At 59.5% G+C, this 14,762-nt stretch carries 13 protein-coding genes; 8 read left to right on the forward strand and 5 right to left on the reverse strand.

Features of this window, described 5'->3' with window-relative positions:
• Positions 1–235 precede the first annotated feature (235 nt).
• Positions 236–1,447 carry a TIGR04053 family radical SAM/SPASM domain-containing protein gene (locus tag WCA10_RS22760; RefSeq protein ID WP_472824827.1) on the reverse strand — a complete coding sequence of 404 codons (1,212 nt, stop codon included), beginning with the start codon at positions 1,445–1,447 and terminating at the stop codon, positions 236–238.
• Positions 1,448–1,789: 342 nt separating this feature from the next.
• On the opposite strand from WCA10_RS22760, the gene WCA10_RS22765 reads away from it, so the two are divergent.
• On the forward strand, positions 1,790–2,743 hold the full coding sequence (locus tag WCA10_RS22765) for a universal stress protein (RefSeq protein WP_472824828.1): 954 nt from the start codon (positions 1,790–1,792) through the stop codon (positions 2,741–2,743).
• 184 nt (positions 2,744–2,927) lie between these two features.
• Here WCA10_RS22765 and WCA10_RS22770 read toward each other — a convergent pair whose 3' ends face one another.
• From WCA10_RS22770 to WCA10_RS22780, 3 genes are all read right to left on the reverse strand, one after another.
• Positions 2,928–4,847: a CRTAC1 family protein gene (locus tag WCA10_RS22770; RefSeq protein ID WP_472824829.1), complete on the reverse strand. Its 1,920-nt coding sequence runs from the start codon at positions 4,845–4,847 to the stop codon at positions 2,928–2,930.
• Positions 4,848–4,850: 3 nt separating this feature from the next.
• The gene (locus WCA10_RS22775; RefSeq protein WP_472824830.1) at positions 4,851–6,656 is read right to left on the reverse strand and encodes a CRTAC1 family protein; all 1,806 of its coding nucleotides are present in this window, start codon (positions 6,654–6,656) and stop codon (positions 4,851–4,853) included.
• A gap of 229 nt (positions 6,657–6,885) precedes the next feature.
• A complete protein-coding gene (locus tag WCA10_RS22780) occupies positions 6,886–7,032 on the reverse strand; it encodes a DUF3309 family protein (protein WP_472824831.1) in 147 nt (48 codons plus the stop codon).
• Between the two features lie 351 nt (positions 7,033–7,383).
• Here WCA10_RS22780 and WCA10_RS22785 point away from each other — a divergent pair, with 351 nt between their 5' ends.
• The 5 genes from WCA10_RS22785 (at position 7,384) to WCA10_RS22805 (ending at position 10,637) form a co-directional block, all read left to right on the forward strand.
• A complete protein-coding gene (locus tag WCA10_RS22785) occupies positions 7,384–7,536 on the forward strand; it encodes a lmo0937 family membrane protein (protein ID WP_472824832.1) in 153 nt (50 codons plus the stop codon).
• Positions 7,537–7,635: 99 nt separating this feature from the next.
• The gene (locus tag WCA10_RS22790; RefSeq protein ID WP_472824833.1) at positions 7,636–7,881 is read left to right on the forward strand and encodes a CsbD family protein; all 246 of its coding nucleotides are present in this window, start codon (positions 7,636–7,638) and stop codon (positions 7,879–7,881) included.
• A gap of 278 nt (positions 7,882–8,159) precedes the next feature.
• Complete coding sequence (locus WCA10_RS22795) at positions 8,160–9,143, forward strand: phosphoribosyltransferase family protein (RefSeq protein WP_472824834.1); 984 nt, start codon at positions 8,160–8,162, stop codon at positions 9,141–9,143.
• 19 nt (positions 9,144–9,162) lie between these two features.
• Entirely contained in the window at positions 9,163–9,768 is a 606-nt protein-coding gene (locus WCA10_RS22800; RefSeq protein WP_472824835.1) for an HNH endonuclease, read from the forward strand.
• Positions 9,769–9,866: 98 nt separating this feature from the next.
• Positions 9,867–10,637: a dimethylarginine dimethylaminohydrolase family protein gene (locus WCA10_RS22805; RefSeq protein ID WP_472824836.1), complete on the forward strand. Its 771-nt coding sequence runs from the start codon at positions 9,867–9,869 to the stop codon at positions 10,635–10,637.
• A 106-nt stretch (positions 10,638–10,743) separates the two neighbouring features.
• Here the strand turns inward: WCA10_RS22805 and WCA10_RS22810 are convergent, their stop codons facing one another.
• Positions 10,744–11,640, reverse strand: a complete 897-nt coding sequence (locus tag WCA10_RS22810; RefSeq protein WP_472824837.1) for a hypothetical protein — start codon at positions 11,638–11,640, stop codon at positions 10,744–10,746.
• A 364-nt stretch (positions 11,641–12,004) separates the two neighbouring features.
• On the opposite strand from WCA10_RS22810, the gene WCA10_RS22815 reads away from it, so the two are divergent.
• The gene (locus WCA10_RS22815) at positions 12,005–14,023 is read left to right on the forward strand and encodes a sensor histidine kinase (RefSeq protein WP_472824838.1); all 2,019 of its coding nucleotides are present in this window, start codon (positions 12,005–12,007) and stop codon (positions 14,021–14,023) included.
• 164 nt (positions 14,024–14,187) lie between these two features.
• Positions 14,188–14,514, forward strand: a complete 327-nt coding sequence (locus tag WCA10_RS22820; protein WP_472824839.1) for a GIY-YIG nuclease family protein — start codon at positions 14,188–14,190, stop codon at positions 14,512–14,514.
• Positions 14,515–14,762: the final 248 nt, after the last annotated feature.

The raw sequence follows: 14,762 nt of genomic DNA on the forward strand, positions 1-14,762 counted from the left end.
GACGGCTACAAAGTGAAACACTGTCTTCCCTAAATCAATACCGATCGTACGAATCTCCATGGAACACCTCCTTTGCTTACCTCTACACCCTCCGGGAGGGCTTAGGCGGCGGACCATGCCAGTAATAACGCCATCCTGTGTGACTTCGATCCAAGCGACTCTCGGCTCGCAAAAAACATCAGGCCGGGACTCATCGTCCCGGCCTGATCCCCCCCAAGAAAACTAATCTAAATATTTATAGCGACACCAGCGGACCCGTAAACTCCGGCTGGCACTTCGTTGGCGTATCCGTCGGAACCCAGCCCTTCGGCAGATAAATGCAGCACGGCTCCTGCGCCAGGGGATCGCCTGTTACCGCATAGGCCCTTGCACGCGACCCGCCGCAAATTTCCTTGTACTCGCAGGCTCCGCACTTGCCCTCAAGCTGCTTCGTATCGCGCAATGCCTTGAAGATTGGAGCATTCTGGTAGATATCGGCCAGCGGCCTCTCGCGAATATTCCCCGCATGAATGGGCAAAAATCCGCTCGGATACACGTTCCCCACGTGCGACACGAACAGGAAACCTTTGCCATCGTTCACACGCCGTGTCATCCAGTTCGATGTTCGCGTCTTTGCATCAGCCTCAGGCGCGCCGGGCTCATATTCCCGCGCGACCCCTTGCGGATGGCCGGCACCGTGCCCCATCTTCCGCTCCTGCAGGTTATGCTGCAGCAGGTAGCGGCGGTAGTGCATTGCCTCCGTCGTCTTGATCTGGAAGCTCACCCGGTTCGACAGCTCGTAAATCTTTCCGAACACCTTTTCAAACGCTTCGCCGCTCAGCAGATCGCCCAACTGCCCCCGTCCCACCGGAACGAGAAAGAATACATTCCACATCACGATGTTCAGCTTCTCAAACAGCGCGCACAAATTGTCCAGATCATCCGCATTGTGCCGGCTGATCGTCGTGTGTACCTGGATCGGCAGCCCCGCTTCGCCCGCCCACTCCACGGCCTGGATCGTCCGCGCAAAGGCCCCCGGCAATCCGCGGAAATTGTCGTGAATCTCCGGCGATGACCCGTCCAGCGATATTCCCAGCCGAACCACGCCGGCTTCCTTCATCTTGAAGATCGCATCGCGCGTCAGCAGCGGAGTAGCGCTCGGCGTCACCGCCACCTTCACACCCTTCTCCGCCGAATACCGGATCAATTCAAAAACGTCCGGCCTCTTCAGCGGATCGCCGCCCGTAAACACAAAAATCGGAATGTGCATCTCCGCAATTTGGTCGATCAGCGCTTTGCCCTCTGCTGTGCTCAGTTGATCGGGATGCGCAATCGGTTGTGCTGCTGCCCGGCAATGTTTACACGCCAGGTCACAGGATTGCGTGACCTCCCAGATCGCCAGAAATGGCGCCTCGTCATAGTTCAAACCACCACGGGCCGGTATGTGATGCATCGGTTGTTGTTGCATGAACCTTCCAACCTCCTCGGCGCGGAGAACGCCTTGCTTCCCATACAGAAGAGCACCTTCGAGATAGGTCAATCTGTGATTCAGATCACCAAATAATTGAACAATTCATCCCAGCAAGCGTTTTCCTTGCTGGACAAATTTCTTGCATGAGTACAGAATCCAAGTCAACGAGGTGATCCTCCCGCGTTGTCCGCTCGTCTTGCTGGGTTGAGGATCGGGAAAACCTGTCCGACGCAGCTGCCGACTCAGCTGGTGATTTAAATCACTTAGTCGTGTAGTACATAGCACTGATCGCACTTTGCAAGCAGCCTAATATCTTTAAGCACTCGAAGGAGGTTCCCCATGGCCATCAAGCCGGGTTGGAGCAAACCCTCCACCATCCTCTTTGCTTCTGAGATCCCTGCCAATGAGCGCGCCTTCAACTTCGCTCTCGCACAGGCCAGGGAATTCGCCGCCGACCTCGTGGTATTTCACGCCTACGACACGCTGGTCGTGGCTGCCTCCGAAACCTCGGGTATCCGCTACTACGACTACGCTGCTGCCGCCCGCTCCGAAGTCCAGCATCTCGAGCCCCTTGTCCAGCGTGCACGTCAGTCCGGTGTCACCTGCGAAGTGGTAGTGCGCCCCGGCCTCGCGGCCGACCAGATTCTCGGCTATCTCCGCGAGCGCCTCGTTGACCGCATTGTCATGGGCACCCACTCGCCCGGCCCCATCGGCAAGCTTCTTGTCGGCTCCGTCGCCGAGGCCGTTCTACGCACTGCGAACGTCCCGGTCTTCATCATCGGACCCGAAGTCGTCGACGGCGCCTATCGCAACTTCGCCACTCGCACCATTCTGTCGGCCGTCAGCCTCATCGAGAGCAGCTACGTCGTGGCAACCTTCGCCGCCGAGCTCGCCCTCCAGCACAATGCGCGCCTGGTTCTGCAGCATGTTATTCGCCCCCAGGATCGTGCCGAAATCCTTGCCGACCGTACGATCGAAGAGATCGAGACCGATCTCCTCTGCCTGATTCCCGGCGAGTTGCGCGATCGGATCTCCGTCCAGACCATCGTCGTTCCCGGCGACCCGACCGAGGAACTGCTCTATCAGAGCCGTGCCCAGCAAGCCGACCTCATCGTTCTCGGCGCACACGGTGCCTCCGCCTTCGCAGCGATTACCCGTCACGGCGTGGTCTATAAAGTACTGGCGCACTCGCATTGCCCGGTCATCACGCTATCTCCGGCCGTGCTTGCCGAATGTGGCGTCAAACACCTTCCCGAGCACCATGCCGAAAGCTTCTTGGCGGGAGTGTTTTAGCGCGGCATCTCCGGCGACACCAGCCGGACGCGCATGCCGGGTGGATTCAATCCAGGGCGCAGCAGAATCCACCCGGCGATGCCGGCCAAATCTGCTTTTCTCTAAATTTCCACAAAAACTCGTCATCCTGAGCGACCTGGAACGAAGTGAAGGGGAGTCGAAGGACCCGCTTTTCAGATCGCCCCTAAGGTTTGTGGGTCCCCACTTTGCGCGCCTTCGTCCCGCACGGCTGCTTCTCGCACAGCATACCCGTAATTCCTTTTCCCTCGGTGATCGTGAAAATTCGATCCACCCCCGGCAGCCTCACCTTCTCCACCGCGCCCGAAGGCCAATGGATCTCCGCCGTTCCCGCATCCGTCGCATCGCCCAGCCCGAAGTGTGGCCGCTGGTCGTTCGATGAAATGTAGCTTCCCCCGCTCATCACATCCTCGCGTTGCCTGACGCCATTCGCGCTCAGATACACCGTAGCGCCCACCGCATCCCGCGGACTCTTCTCGCCACCGACCAGCTTCAGTTCCACCCAGCGACGATGGTCCGGATTCACGTTTTTCAAGAGCACCGGCGGCCCTTCGATGGGATTGATCACCACGTCCATCTTCCCGCTGTTGAACAGGTCGCCAAACGCAGCTCCGCGTCCTGAGGTCAGCGTAGCCAGCCCCGATCCCTTTACCGCCGGCACGTATTCAAACTTCCCGTTGTGCAGATTACGAAACAGCAACGCACGTTCCGCAAACGTGGTTCCCCAGTCGTGCTCATCCACCTGCGGATACACGTGCCCGTTGATCATCATGATGTCTTTCCAGCCATCGTTGTCGAAATCGATAAATCCGTCGCCCCATCCCACAAACGGTACGGGAATCTGCGCGATTCCCGCCTCGCTGCCCACCTCGGTAAAGCTTGCGTCGCCGTCGTCATGGTAGAGCGTCTTGTAATCGTCGGAGAAATCCGTGACCAGCAGATCCACGAGCCCATTGTTCATGTAGTCGCCGACGGCCAGCCCCATCGAAGCGATCTCGCGCCCATCGTTGTTCAGAGCGAATCCCGACACATAGCTGCGATCCGCGAACGTCCCATCGCCTTTGTTCAAATACAGATAATTCGGATTCGAATCGTTCGCCACCAGCAGGTCAGGCTTCCCGTCATTGTTCACATCCACAAAAATCGCCGTGAACCCGTAGTAGTGCCCTGGGTCCGCGACGCCCGCCTTCGCGCTCACGTCCGTAAACGTTCCATCGCCGTTGTTGTGAAACAGGTGATCTGGCTCGCCCGGCAGTCCGCGCGGCCCGCACATCACCGGAAACCCATGCAGCTGGCAATCGCCGAAAGGCACATCGCCATTCGCCGGATCAGGCTGATGATTCACGTCGTAATGCACGTATCCCGACACAAACAAATCCAGTCGCCCATCGCCGTCGTAGTCGCCCCACGTCGCGCCGTCTGACCAGTTGCCCAGCGTTACTCCCGCTTTCTCCGCCACGTCGGTAAACGTGCCGTCGTGATTGTTGTGGTACAGCCGGTTCTTCCCGAAGTTGCAGACAAAAATATCCGGCCAGCCGTCGTTGTCATAATCCGCGATTGCCACCCCGAATCCCCAGCGATCGTTCGTTACTCCCGCTTTCGCCGCCACATCGGTAAACGTGCCGTCGTGATTGTTGTGAAACAGTGCAGCGTGTGGAGGCGTCCGCTTGCCAGTTAGCGCATCGTACGTCGATCCATTCACCAGGTAGATATCGAGCCACCCGTCGTTGTCGTAATCGATCAGTCCGACGCCCGATCCATCCGTCTCCAGGATGTATTTCTTTGTCTTCGTGCCCATCACATGCTGCCAGCCGCCGAGCCCCGCACCTTTGGTCGCATCTTCAAACACCACGGTGCCATTCGTGACGAACCCGCCCGCCGTGATCGGTCGCTTCTCCGCGTCATACACCGGCGCAAACGACCCCGCCGACGAGATGCCCCCCATCCCGCTCTGTTGCCCGGCCTGCACCGGTTTCGCTTTTTGCTCCTGCTTTGCCGTGGCCGTCTGTGCCATACCTGCCCGCTGCGGTGACACAGCAATCAGCGGAACAGCAACCAACGCAACAACGGTAGGCGCAATTCGCATGACTTACTTTTTGCCGGCGTTTGCGGCTGCATCGGGCGCCCTCGGATCAGCGCACGGCTTCCCCCCGCACAGCGCTCCCGTAATCCCTTTGCCCTCTTCGATCGTGTAGATCCGATCCACTGCAGGAATCTTCAACGTCTCCTTCGCGCCCGAAGGCCAGTGAATCTCCGCCGTCCCCGCATCCGTCGCTTCGCCCAGCCCGAAGTGCGGCCGCCGGTCGTTCGCCGAAATGTAGCTTCCACTCGACAACACATCCCGGCGCTGCCGCATCCCGTTTGCCGTCAGATACACCGTCGCGCATGTCGCATCCCGCGGGCCTTTCGGTCCGCCCACCAAGCCCATCTCCACCCAATGATGATGATCCGGATTCACATTCTTCAAAAGCACCGGCGGCCCATCCTCCGGGTTGATCACCACATCGATCTTCCCGTCGTTGAACAGGTCGCCAAACACCGCCCCACGCCCCGGGACCACCACCGCCAGCCCCGAGCCCTTTACCGGCGGCACATACTCAAACTTCCGCCCCTTGCCCGTTCCGTCCGGAACGTTATGAAACAGGAGCGGCCGCTCCGCAAACGTGGTTCCCCAGTCGTGCTGGTCCACTTCGGGATACACGTGCCCATTCGTCTCAAAAAGGTCGAGCCATCCGTCGTTGTCAAAATCAAGGAACCCATCGCCCCAGCCCACAAACGGAATCGTCGTCTGCGCCACGCCTGCCTTGTAGCTCACATCGGTAAAGCTCGCATCGCCGTCGTCATGGAACAGCACCTTGTAGTCGTCGCCGAAATCCGTCACGTAAAAGTCGATCAGCCCGCTGTTCTCGTAGTCGCCCGCGGCAATCCCCATCGACGCGATCTCGCGCCCATCCTTGTTCAGCGCAAACCCTGAAACATAACTCTGATCGTCGAACGTCCCATCGCCTTTATTGATGTAGAGATAGTTTGGCTCCGAGTCATTGCCCACCACCAGGTCTGGCTTCCCGTCATTGTTGATGTCCACAAAGATGGTGCTGAATCCGTAATACTTGTCCTTGTCCTCAACGCCCGCCTTCACCGTCACATCCGTGAACTTCCCGTTTCCATCGTTGTGGAACAGGTGATCCGGCTCTCCCGGCAACCCGCGCGGACCACAGTTCACGCTCACGCCGCGATACAGGCACGACGCGTAATTCACCGCCTTGGTTCCTGCAATCGGCAGGTTATCGCGGTCAAAGTGCACATATCCGGTAACGTACAGATCGAGCTTGCCGTCGCCGTCATAGTCGCCCCACGTAGAGCCCGGCGACCAGTTGCCCAGCGCTACGTTGGCCGTCTCCGCCACATCGGTAAACGTGCCGTCGTGATTGTTGTGATAGAGCCGATTCTTCCCGTAATTGCCGACGTACAGATCCGGCCAGCCATCGTTGTCATAGTCCGCAACCGAGCAGCCATAGCCCCAACGGTCGTTTTGAACTCCGGCTTCCTTCGAAACGTCGGTGAACGTCCCATCGTGATTGTTGCGGAACAAGGCAGCGTGCGGCGTCGGCTCTTTCCCATCCAGAGCGTCGAAGGTCGACCCATTTACCAGGTAGATGTCGAGCCACCCGTCGTTGTTGTAGTCGATCAGGCAGAGTCCCGAGCCGTTCGTCTCGACGATGAACTGCTTCTGCGGCACCCCCATCTTGTGGATCCAGCCGGACAGGCCCGCGGCCTTGGTGTCGTTCTCGAAGACCACCGTGCCCTTATCGACGAAGCCACCGGCCGTGATTGGCCGCTTCTCGGCGTCGTACTGCGGCGCAGCCTGCACGCCCGACGCGATGCCGCTGCTCATTCCCGGCTTCTGCGGTGGAGGTGGGGCGGTCTGAGAGTGTGCGCAGCGGCCGACGATCATTCCCGAAACTACACAACCAAAAACCAGACCGCGAAAACGCAAAAGGCACGACCCCCTGATGGGTTGCAGTGTACCGCATCGGGGTCGTGCCTTTCGAATGCGCAACGATCTGAAAGTAGAGCGTCACGCCTGCTTTGCGCGATCAGCATCCAATGTTGCGCTTGCGCAGTTAGATAACCTTGAGCAGCAGCAGAATCAGCACGATCACCAAAATCAGGCTGAGGCCGCCTCCGCCGTAGTAGCCCAGGCCAGGGCCCATGCGGTAACCGCCGAAGCCGAAAACCAAAATCAACACAATCAGAATAATCAACAGCATAGTCTCTCCTTCGTTCTGTAACTCTGTAACTCTGTAAGTCGTTGTGCGCATCGACCTGCAGCGGATACATCGCCGCCGGAAAGTCGCGCCATTATCGATAGAGATCGTTTGTACAAAGGTCGTCCCGGTGTACGCGACCTCCATCCTGTGATGCAGATGTTGGCCGCGGCGCTGTACTTGCCTGCGCCGAACTTGCAGAATCAACAGCTCCAACTCGCCGATGCCAATCGCCTTCGCGTAGTTGCACCCATCTTTCCTGCCTGAATCTGCAACTCGCAAACAACCTGCGCCATTCAGCGCGGCGTCAAAGTTCCTGTTGTAGAGATACGCCGCGTTTTCGGGAGGTAAGTTATGCTCTGGACAATCTTCGTAGTCCTTCTTGTTCTGTGGCTGCTCGGTCTTGTCACCAGCTACACACTCGGAGGATTCATCCATATTCTGCTCGTGCTCGCTCTCGTCGTTCTGGTGATCCAGCTGATCTCCGGGCGAAGAGCCGCACTCTAGCGCAACCCGCGCCCCACGCCTTTCAAGAAGTCAAAAAGCGCGCACTCATGTGCGCGCTTTTTTCAACCAACACGTACGTGACCCCACGGAGGTGAATACATGAACAACGACAAAATTAAAGGCACCATCGATGACGCAGCAGGCCGTGCCAAGCGCCAGGTAGGCGAGTGGACCGGTGACACCCAGACCCAGGTCGACGGCGCCGCCCAGCAGGTTAAGGGCAAGGCGGAAAAGGCTGTGGGCAATATTCGTGATGCCGTCAACAACGCGATCAACCGTCCTGTCGAGCGCGATAGCCACATCGACGACAACCGCGACCGAGAGAGCGTTCGCGAACGCGAATAGTCTGCGCGACCTCTCAGCTGCTGCATGCGCACGTTCGCAGTTCAATAACCATGAGGCGGCGAGCCCAAGAAGTTCGCCGCCTGAACCCCGCGGGACAAGCACTCATCTCCTTATCCAACCAGCCGTTTCACCGCCATCGACGAACAATAAAACCGCGTGAGAACGCAAGCGGCGGCGGTGTCAAATCTGGCACCCGGCTTGCTAAACATCCGCACAATCGCTATAGATATAGGTAGCGCCGCTGCTGCGGTTCTTTGAGAGAAACTGCGCCGGCCCCAGTGAGGTGCGTCTTCCGCAGGAACTACGGTTCACTGACGATCGACGGTCCACTTTCGGAGACATCCCGTTGGCGCGCCATTGCGCGCGTTCTTCGAAGTCCTCTGGACGCAATCGGTTCAACCCTCCTTCCCGCCCCCTGTGCGCTCTGCGGCTCCCCGCTGCCGCAACTCTCTTCCGCTCCAATTTGTGATGCCTGCTGGGCTGAAATTCCTGTTCATGGCGGTCTCGTCTGCCGGCGTTGCGGCGACAACCTCGATCAGCCCCCCATCGAAGGCATCGCCACTTCGTATCTCTGCCGCGCCTGCCGCCTCGCTCCGCCATCGTTCGCGCGCGCAGTCTCCTTCGGCACCTACGATGGCCGCATGCGCGCAGCCATCCACGCGCTCAAGTACGACCGCATCCAACCCGCCGCCACCAGGCTAGGCGCAATGCTCGCGTCCGCCATCGCCCAGCTTGTTGGCGATGCGCCAACAGAGCTGCTTGTTATTCCAGTACCGCTCCATCGCACCAAGCACAGGGAGCGCGGCTTCAACCAGGCCCGTGCTCTCGCCAGGTGCGCTATCGAAGCCCTGCACAAGTCGCACCCCAACTGGCATCTCACCCTCGCGCCTACCACACTCATGCGCCTGCGCTCCACCGAGAGCCAGGCTGGCCTCACGCCGCGCCAGCGCCGCCAGAACGTACGCGGCGCATTCAAGGTTTCCGATCCATCTGCAGTGCAGGGCAAAAGCATCCTGCTTGTCGACGACATTCTTACGACCGGTGCCACCGCACGCGCTGCCGCCCAGTCTCTCATCAGGGCAGGAGCGGCCTCCGTCTACGTTGCCACGCTCGCACGCGCCCGCCGCATTCATACCAACCAGGGCATTCCATTCGATTTGAGGCGCGTCCAACCCGGGATTCCTGGTGCCGGCGATTCACAGTTCGCAGGCTTGCCTTCATCATCGTCATCTACTCATCAACCTTTTTCTCGAGGGGAATAGGATGTCGCTGGGAAAAGCCATGATTCACGCACGCAAGCAAAAATCCGCCGCCCGCGCTGCCGCTTATGCTGCTGAGTCAGGCACGCACACGGCTGTGCACGCCAACCACATCCTGCAGATGCCGGTGCTCGTGCTCAATGCGTCCTACGAGCCCATCAACATCTGCGGAGCGCGCCGCGCCCTCGTGCTGGTGCTCAAGGGCATCGCGCGCACTGAAGAAGAGCACGGCCTCACTCTTCACGCGCAGCGCAGCCGCATCGCCATGCCGTCCGTTATCCGCCTGCTTGAATATCGCCGCATTCCGCACCAGACCCGCGCCCTCTCGCGCAAAAACATTCTGCTCCGCGATCGCAACCAGTGCCAGTACTGCGGCGTGGTCCTGCCCTCCGGCGAACTCACCCTCGATCACGTCATTCCCCGTTCGCGCGGCGGCAACTCCACTTGGGAAAATCTTGTCGCCTGCTGTCATGCCTGCAATCGCTGCAAAGGCAATCGCATGCTCGCGGAAATCGACGACATGATTTTGCTCCGCGAGCCGCGTCCCTTCTCGCTCCACACCAGCCGCCAGATCATGCGCATGCTCGGCCGTGGCGACGACCGCTGGCGCAAATACCTCTTCTATTGAGATCGTTCCGCCACGAGGAATTAACCCTGCCCATTGCCGCAGGACGCGAAGTATACTGAAGCACCCGGCCCACAATTCATTTCCACGGAGCCTCGCGCTTGTTTACCCGCGCCATCGTTCGCATCCCCGGCAGCAACTTCGCCGACGGCCTCACCACCGTCGATCTCGGCATCCCCCACTTTGACGAAGTTCTTCACCAGCACGCACGTTATTGCGACGCCCTGCGCGAATGCGGTCTCTCGCTCACAATCCTCGATCCCGATCTGCGCTACCCCGACTCCACCTTCGTCGAAGACGCAGCGATCCTCACGCCGAACGCGGCCATCTCCACCCGGCCCGGCGCATCAAGCCGAGAAGGCGAAGTCGCGGCCATCCGCCCCGTCGTCGAGCGCTACTATTCCCGCACGTTTCAGATTGATCCCCCAGGTACCGTCGACGGCGGAGACATCTGCGAAGCCGAAGACCACTTCTTCATCGGCGTCTCGCACCGCACCAATCAGGAAGGCGCTCGCCAGCTCACCGCCCATCTCAATGCGCTCGGCTACACTGCCTCCACCATCGACATCCGCGCGATGACCACCATCCTGCATCTGAAAAGCGGCATCAGTTACATCGGCGACAACACCCTCGTCGTCATGGAAGAGATGGCTGCGAACCCGCAGTTCGCCCGCTTCAACCTGCTGCGCGTCCCGCCGGCCGAGAGCTACGCCGCCAACTGCGTCCGCGTGAATCGGCGCGTCCTCGTCGCCGAAGGCTTCCCGCAACTCCATGGCGAACTGATCGCGCGCGGCTTCAGCCCCCTCATCCTCAACATGTCCGAGTTTCAAAAGATGGACGGCGGCCTCAGCTGCCTCTCCCTGCGCTTCTAACCGTGCGTACCGAACCAGCGATCAGCGACAATCCAACTGTTCACTGTTTCACGTATTCACTTATTCACTGTTTCACGTATTCACGTATTCACTTGTTCACTGCCCACTACTTCTGCGGCTTACCCTGCTCCTGCGGCTTTGCCGGTTGTCCCTTCTGCTGTCCGTTCTGCGTTATGTCCTGCCCGTCGTAGATGATCTTGATCGTCGAGCCAAACCGCTTGTAGTCGGTGTATTTAATCGTGTCGCGCATGTGCACGTCCTGCGACATGTAGCCGCTCCCGCCGGAAAAGTGCAGCGTGCCCTCGCCCTTCGTATACACAGGGAACCAGTAGTGCCCGTCAATCTGTTGCCGCCACGTCATAAACGGCGGATGAAGGTCCTCTTTACCTTTGCGGGTGTCATCCGGAACCATCCGGCCGTTCGTCACCACGATCTGCAGGTCCGTTGCATCCACCCAGATGCGCCCCAGGAAATACCGCTTGTTCTTCTCGATCTGCTTGGGCGCCACGTCGAAGACGTAGCATTTCACCTCATCCACCTGCTGCTTTCCAACATACTTCACGTCGTACTGGGCAATCGCCTCCATCGTCAGCACAAACGGATAGCCCTTCTGAATATCCTGCAGGTCCGACGGTGACATCATCACGCGCTCGAGCGAGCTCTCCGGGGCAAACACCGTCTTTTCCATGCGCCGCCCGGTCGGGTCAAAGGTCACGTCATCCACCTGGTACCACTCGCCGTCCACCTTGTTCGTGTCGTCGTCGACAGTCTGCACCCGCGCTTCCCGGCGATAGGTATAGTGATTCAGCGCCTCCTGGAACTCGCTCTCCTTGGCCGCAAATTTCTTGATAATCTCCTCCGGCGGCGTCGCCGGATCGGTAAGATCCAGCCTCCCGAATCCCGAGTCCAGCGGCATCGGCGTAAAGCTGTCGTTTGACTGCGCGCCCGCCGTCAGACCCAACATTGCAAGGGCTGCCAGCGCCCACCACCATCGATTTCTCACTGTTGCACTTCTCCTCTGCGTCGCACTGCTGCTCCGGGTCCAATCGCCCAGGCTCCGGCGCCAACCCCTCGCATCCGTCCCGCTACCACATTAGACGTATATACATCCGGCCCGGGTGGCGGCAAAATCTTCGCTTGGCAAAGCTGTCGAAGCGCAGCGCCACCACAGGCAAATTGTTTTCAAGGAGGATGCTTCACGGTCCGTCCTCCTCAACTCGCCATTTACCTCGCGGCATCAATGGTTTAAGCTCACTCATTAACAATAGCGAGCAAAGCCCCCGGGGAATATTTGCTACTCCCGCCGCGTCCAAGGATTGACGCTGCTTTTTCGCTACGCAGACGTTGATGGAGACAGTCGCATTTCCATGCCGGACAGCTATCACCTTCCCGCGCTTGTTCTCACGGTACTCCTGCTGCCGGCCTTCCTTCAGCTCTACGTGCGCTTCCGCGATACCCGCACCCTTCTCTGGTTCCTGGGTTTCTTTTTCGCTACTATCCGCATGTTGCAGTTCTATGACCTCGGCTGGTGGGACTACCGCAACAGCCTCGCCCATCCCTGGATCGCCTCCATCGGGATGGCGTCCCTGCTCGTCAGTTCCACGCTCTTCCTGGCCTCGATGTCTCCTCTCGGATTTCGCATCGGCCGGGTCCGCATCCTCTATGCCGTTCCCTTCGTCATTCCTCTCATCGCGTATGCCTTCCTCATCTACGGCGTCTACCTTGGCAAGGCACCTGTCGGATGGCCCTTCCTCATCTTCCCGGCCCTCGGCGCACTCTCTCTCTTCGCCGGATGTGCATGGGCTATCTCGCATCGCAACATTCCCCGGGCCATCCCGCTCGCCCTCTGCATCGTCCTCGGCGCCGCCGGGCTCTGGATCTCCGTCCGCGTCGGAGGCGACCTGCCGCTCTTCTTTGTCGAGTGCGCTATCCATGCCGTCACCGCCCTGCTCGTGTTCTACGTCTTCCGGCGCTTCTCGCTGGGAACCATCCTGGCCAGCCTTGGCTTCTTCGCCTGGTCGCTGAATATTGAAGAAACGATACCCTTGCTGCATCATGCCGTGCCCGGCATCTGGACCATTCGCGCCCTCGCTCTCTCCAAGGTCGTCGCCGCCATCGGCCTGATCCTTCTCGCCCTGGAAGATCAGCTTGCCGCCAACCAGGCCGGCCATCAGCGCGAACTCCACGCCCGCGAAGAGCTGGAGGCTTACACCCGGCTCAACCTCGCCCGCCGACGTGTCGACGACTTCGACCGCCAGGCCACCTCAATCTGCCAGTCCATCGTTTCCAATAGCCGATTCAAGCAGACCGCGCTCATCCTCCTGCAGAGCTCCGGCCGCTACCGCCTCGCAGGGGCCGATGGATTCGACGATGCCACCGTCAACGGCCTCGAAGCACTCGTCGCTCGCATCCCCGTCGCCGGATTCCTCGATCCCGGCTCCAGCCCCGCTGCCGTCGAACACAGCCTTGCCTTCAGCCTCGATCTCAACCCGTTTCTGGTTCCGGGGGACGACCTCAGCCGTCTCAAGCTCACTACCGTGCAAGCCATTCCCCTGCGCGGTCGTACGTCCACTGAGGGCGCCCTCTTTCTCGCGGGTCTTGACAATCCTGCCGAGCCAATCACCGCCGTCGATCTGCTCCCGCTTGAGGTGCTCGCCTCCCGGCTCCAGTCGGTCCGCGGCCAGACCATGATGCTCGAGAAACTCGTCGAAGCCGAAAAATTCGTAGGTCTGGGCCAGCTCGCCGGCAACGTTACCCGCCAGCTCAACAACCCGCTCACCGTCATCCTTGGCTACGCCTCTCTGCTCGATGAAACAGAAGAACTCAGTCCCCAGGCGCACAAGGCCATCGAAGCCATCCTCAACGAGGCACGCCACATGCGCCTCACCCTCGAAAGCCTCGCCCGGATCTCGCGGCCCCAGGGAGATCAAATCGCAGCCATCTCCGTCACCGAGCTCCTCAACGACCTCGAACAGCTCCATCGCTCCGAATTTGTCCAGCGCTCCATCGATTTCCGCGTCCACATTGCGCCGGCCCTGCCTCGCGTGCTCGGCAACGCACAGCAGGTCCGCCAGGCCGTTCTCTATTGCCTCCAGTTCGCCATGGATGCGGTCGAACGACTTGATACTTCCAATGAGAGAACCGTTCGCCTCGAAGCCGTTGCCGAGAAAGGCCACGTGAATATTCTCGTCGCCCACTCCGGCTCAAAATTCCCCGTGCCCGCCCGCGCTTTCGATCCCTTCATCCCCGAGCCCGCCGGAGACGAATCCACCAGCCTCGGCCTCAGCATGTGCGCCAGCATCCTCCGCGAAAACAACGGCAAAGCCAGCGCCATGAACTTCGAACCCAAAGGCGCCGGCATTCTGTTAGAACTCCAAGCCGCCTGAAGCAAGTAATCGCTTGTAAAATGACCCCGTCATCCTGAGTGTTTCCGCCAAAATGCCCGTCATCCTGAGCGAACGCAGCGCAGCGAAGAGAGTCGAAGGACCTGCTTTCCTCAACTGCATCCCCCATCACATCTTTCTAAACGCCGACCTTCTAAGCTCCCCCCATGCAAATGGGCAGCTACTTCACCTACATCATCGCCAGCAAAAGCCGCACGCTCTACATCGGAATTACGAGCAATCTCGCGCTCCGCGTTCACCAGCACAAACACAAGCTGCACGAAGGTTTTTCCGCAAAATACAACTGTGACCGCCTCGTTTGGTTCGAACGTTTCGAAGGCCCAATAAAAGCAATCGCCCGAGAAAAGCAGCTGAAAGGCTGGACCCGTGCAAAAAAGATAGCCATCATCGAAAGAACCAATCCCACATGGGAAGACCTCAGCGCAGCCACAATTCCCGCTTTCACCCTCCCCCACACCACCGCGTCATCCTGAGCGAACGCAGCGCAGCGCAGTGAGCCGAAGGACCTGCTTTTGTTGCCCATTCCCCCCCCCAAAAAAATGCGCGTCATCCTGAGCGAACGGAGCGTCGCGAAGAGAGTCGAAGGACCTGCTTTTGTTGCCCATCCCCCCAAAAAAGTGCTCGTCATCCTGAGCGAACGTAGCGTAGCGCAGTGAGTCGAAGGACCTGCTTTTGTCCTTGACGCCAGCCCAAGATGTAAACTTCTCCTTCGAGAAAAGCC

The organism is Occallatibacter sp., assembly GCF_049582745.1.
In the GTDB taxonomy this organism is placed as follows: Bacteria; Acidobacteriota; Terriglobia; order Terriglobales; family Acidobacteriaceae; genus Telmatobacter.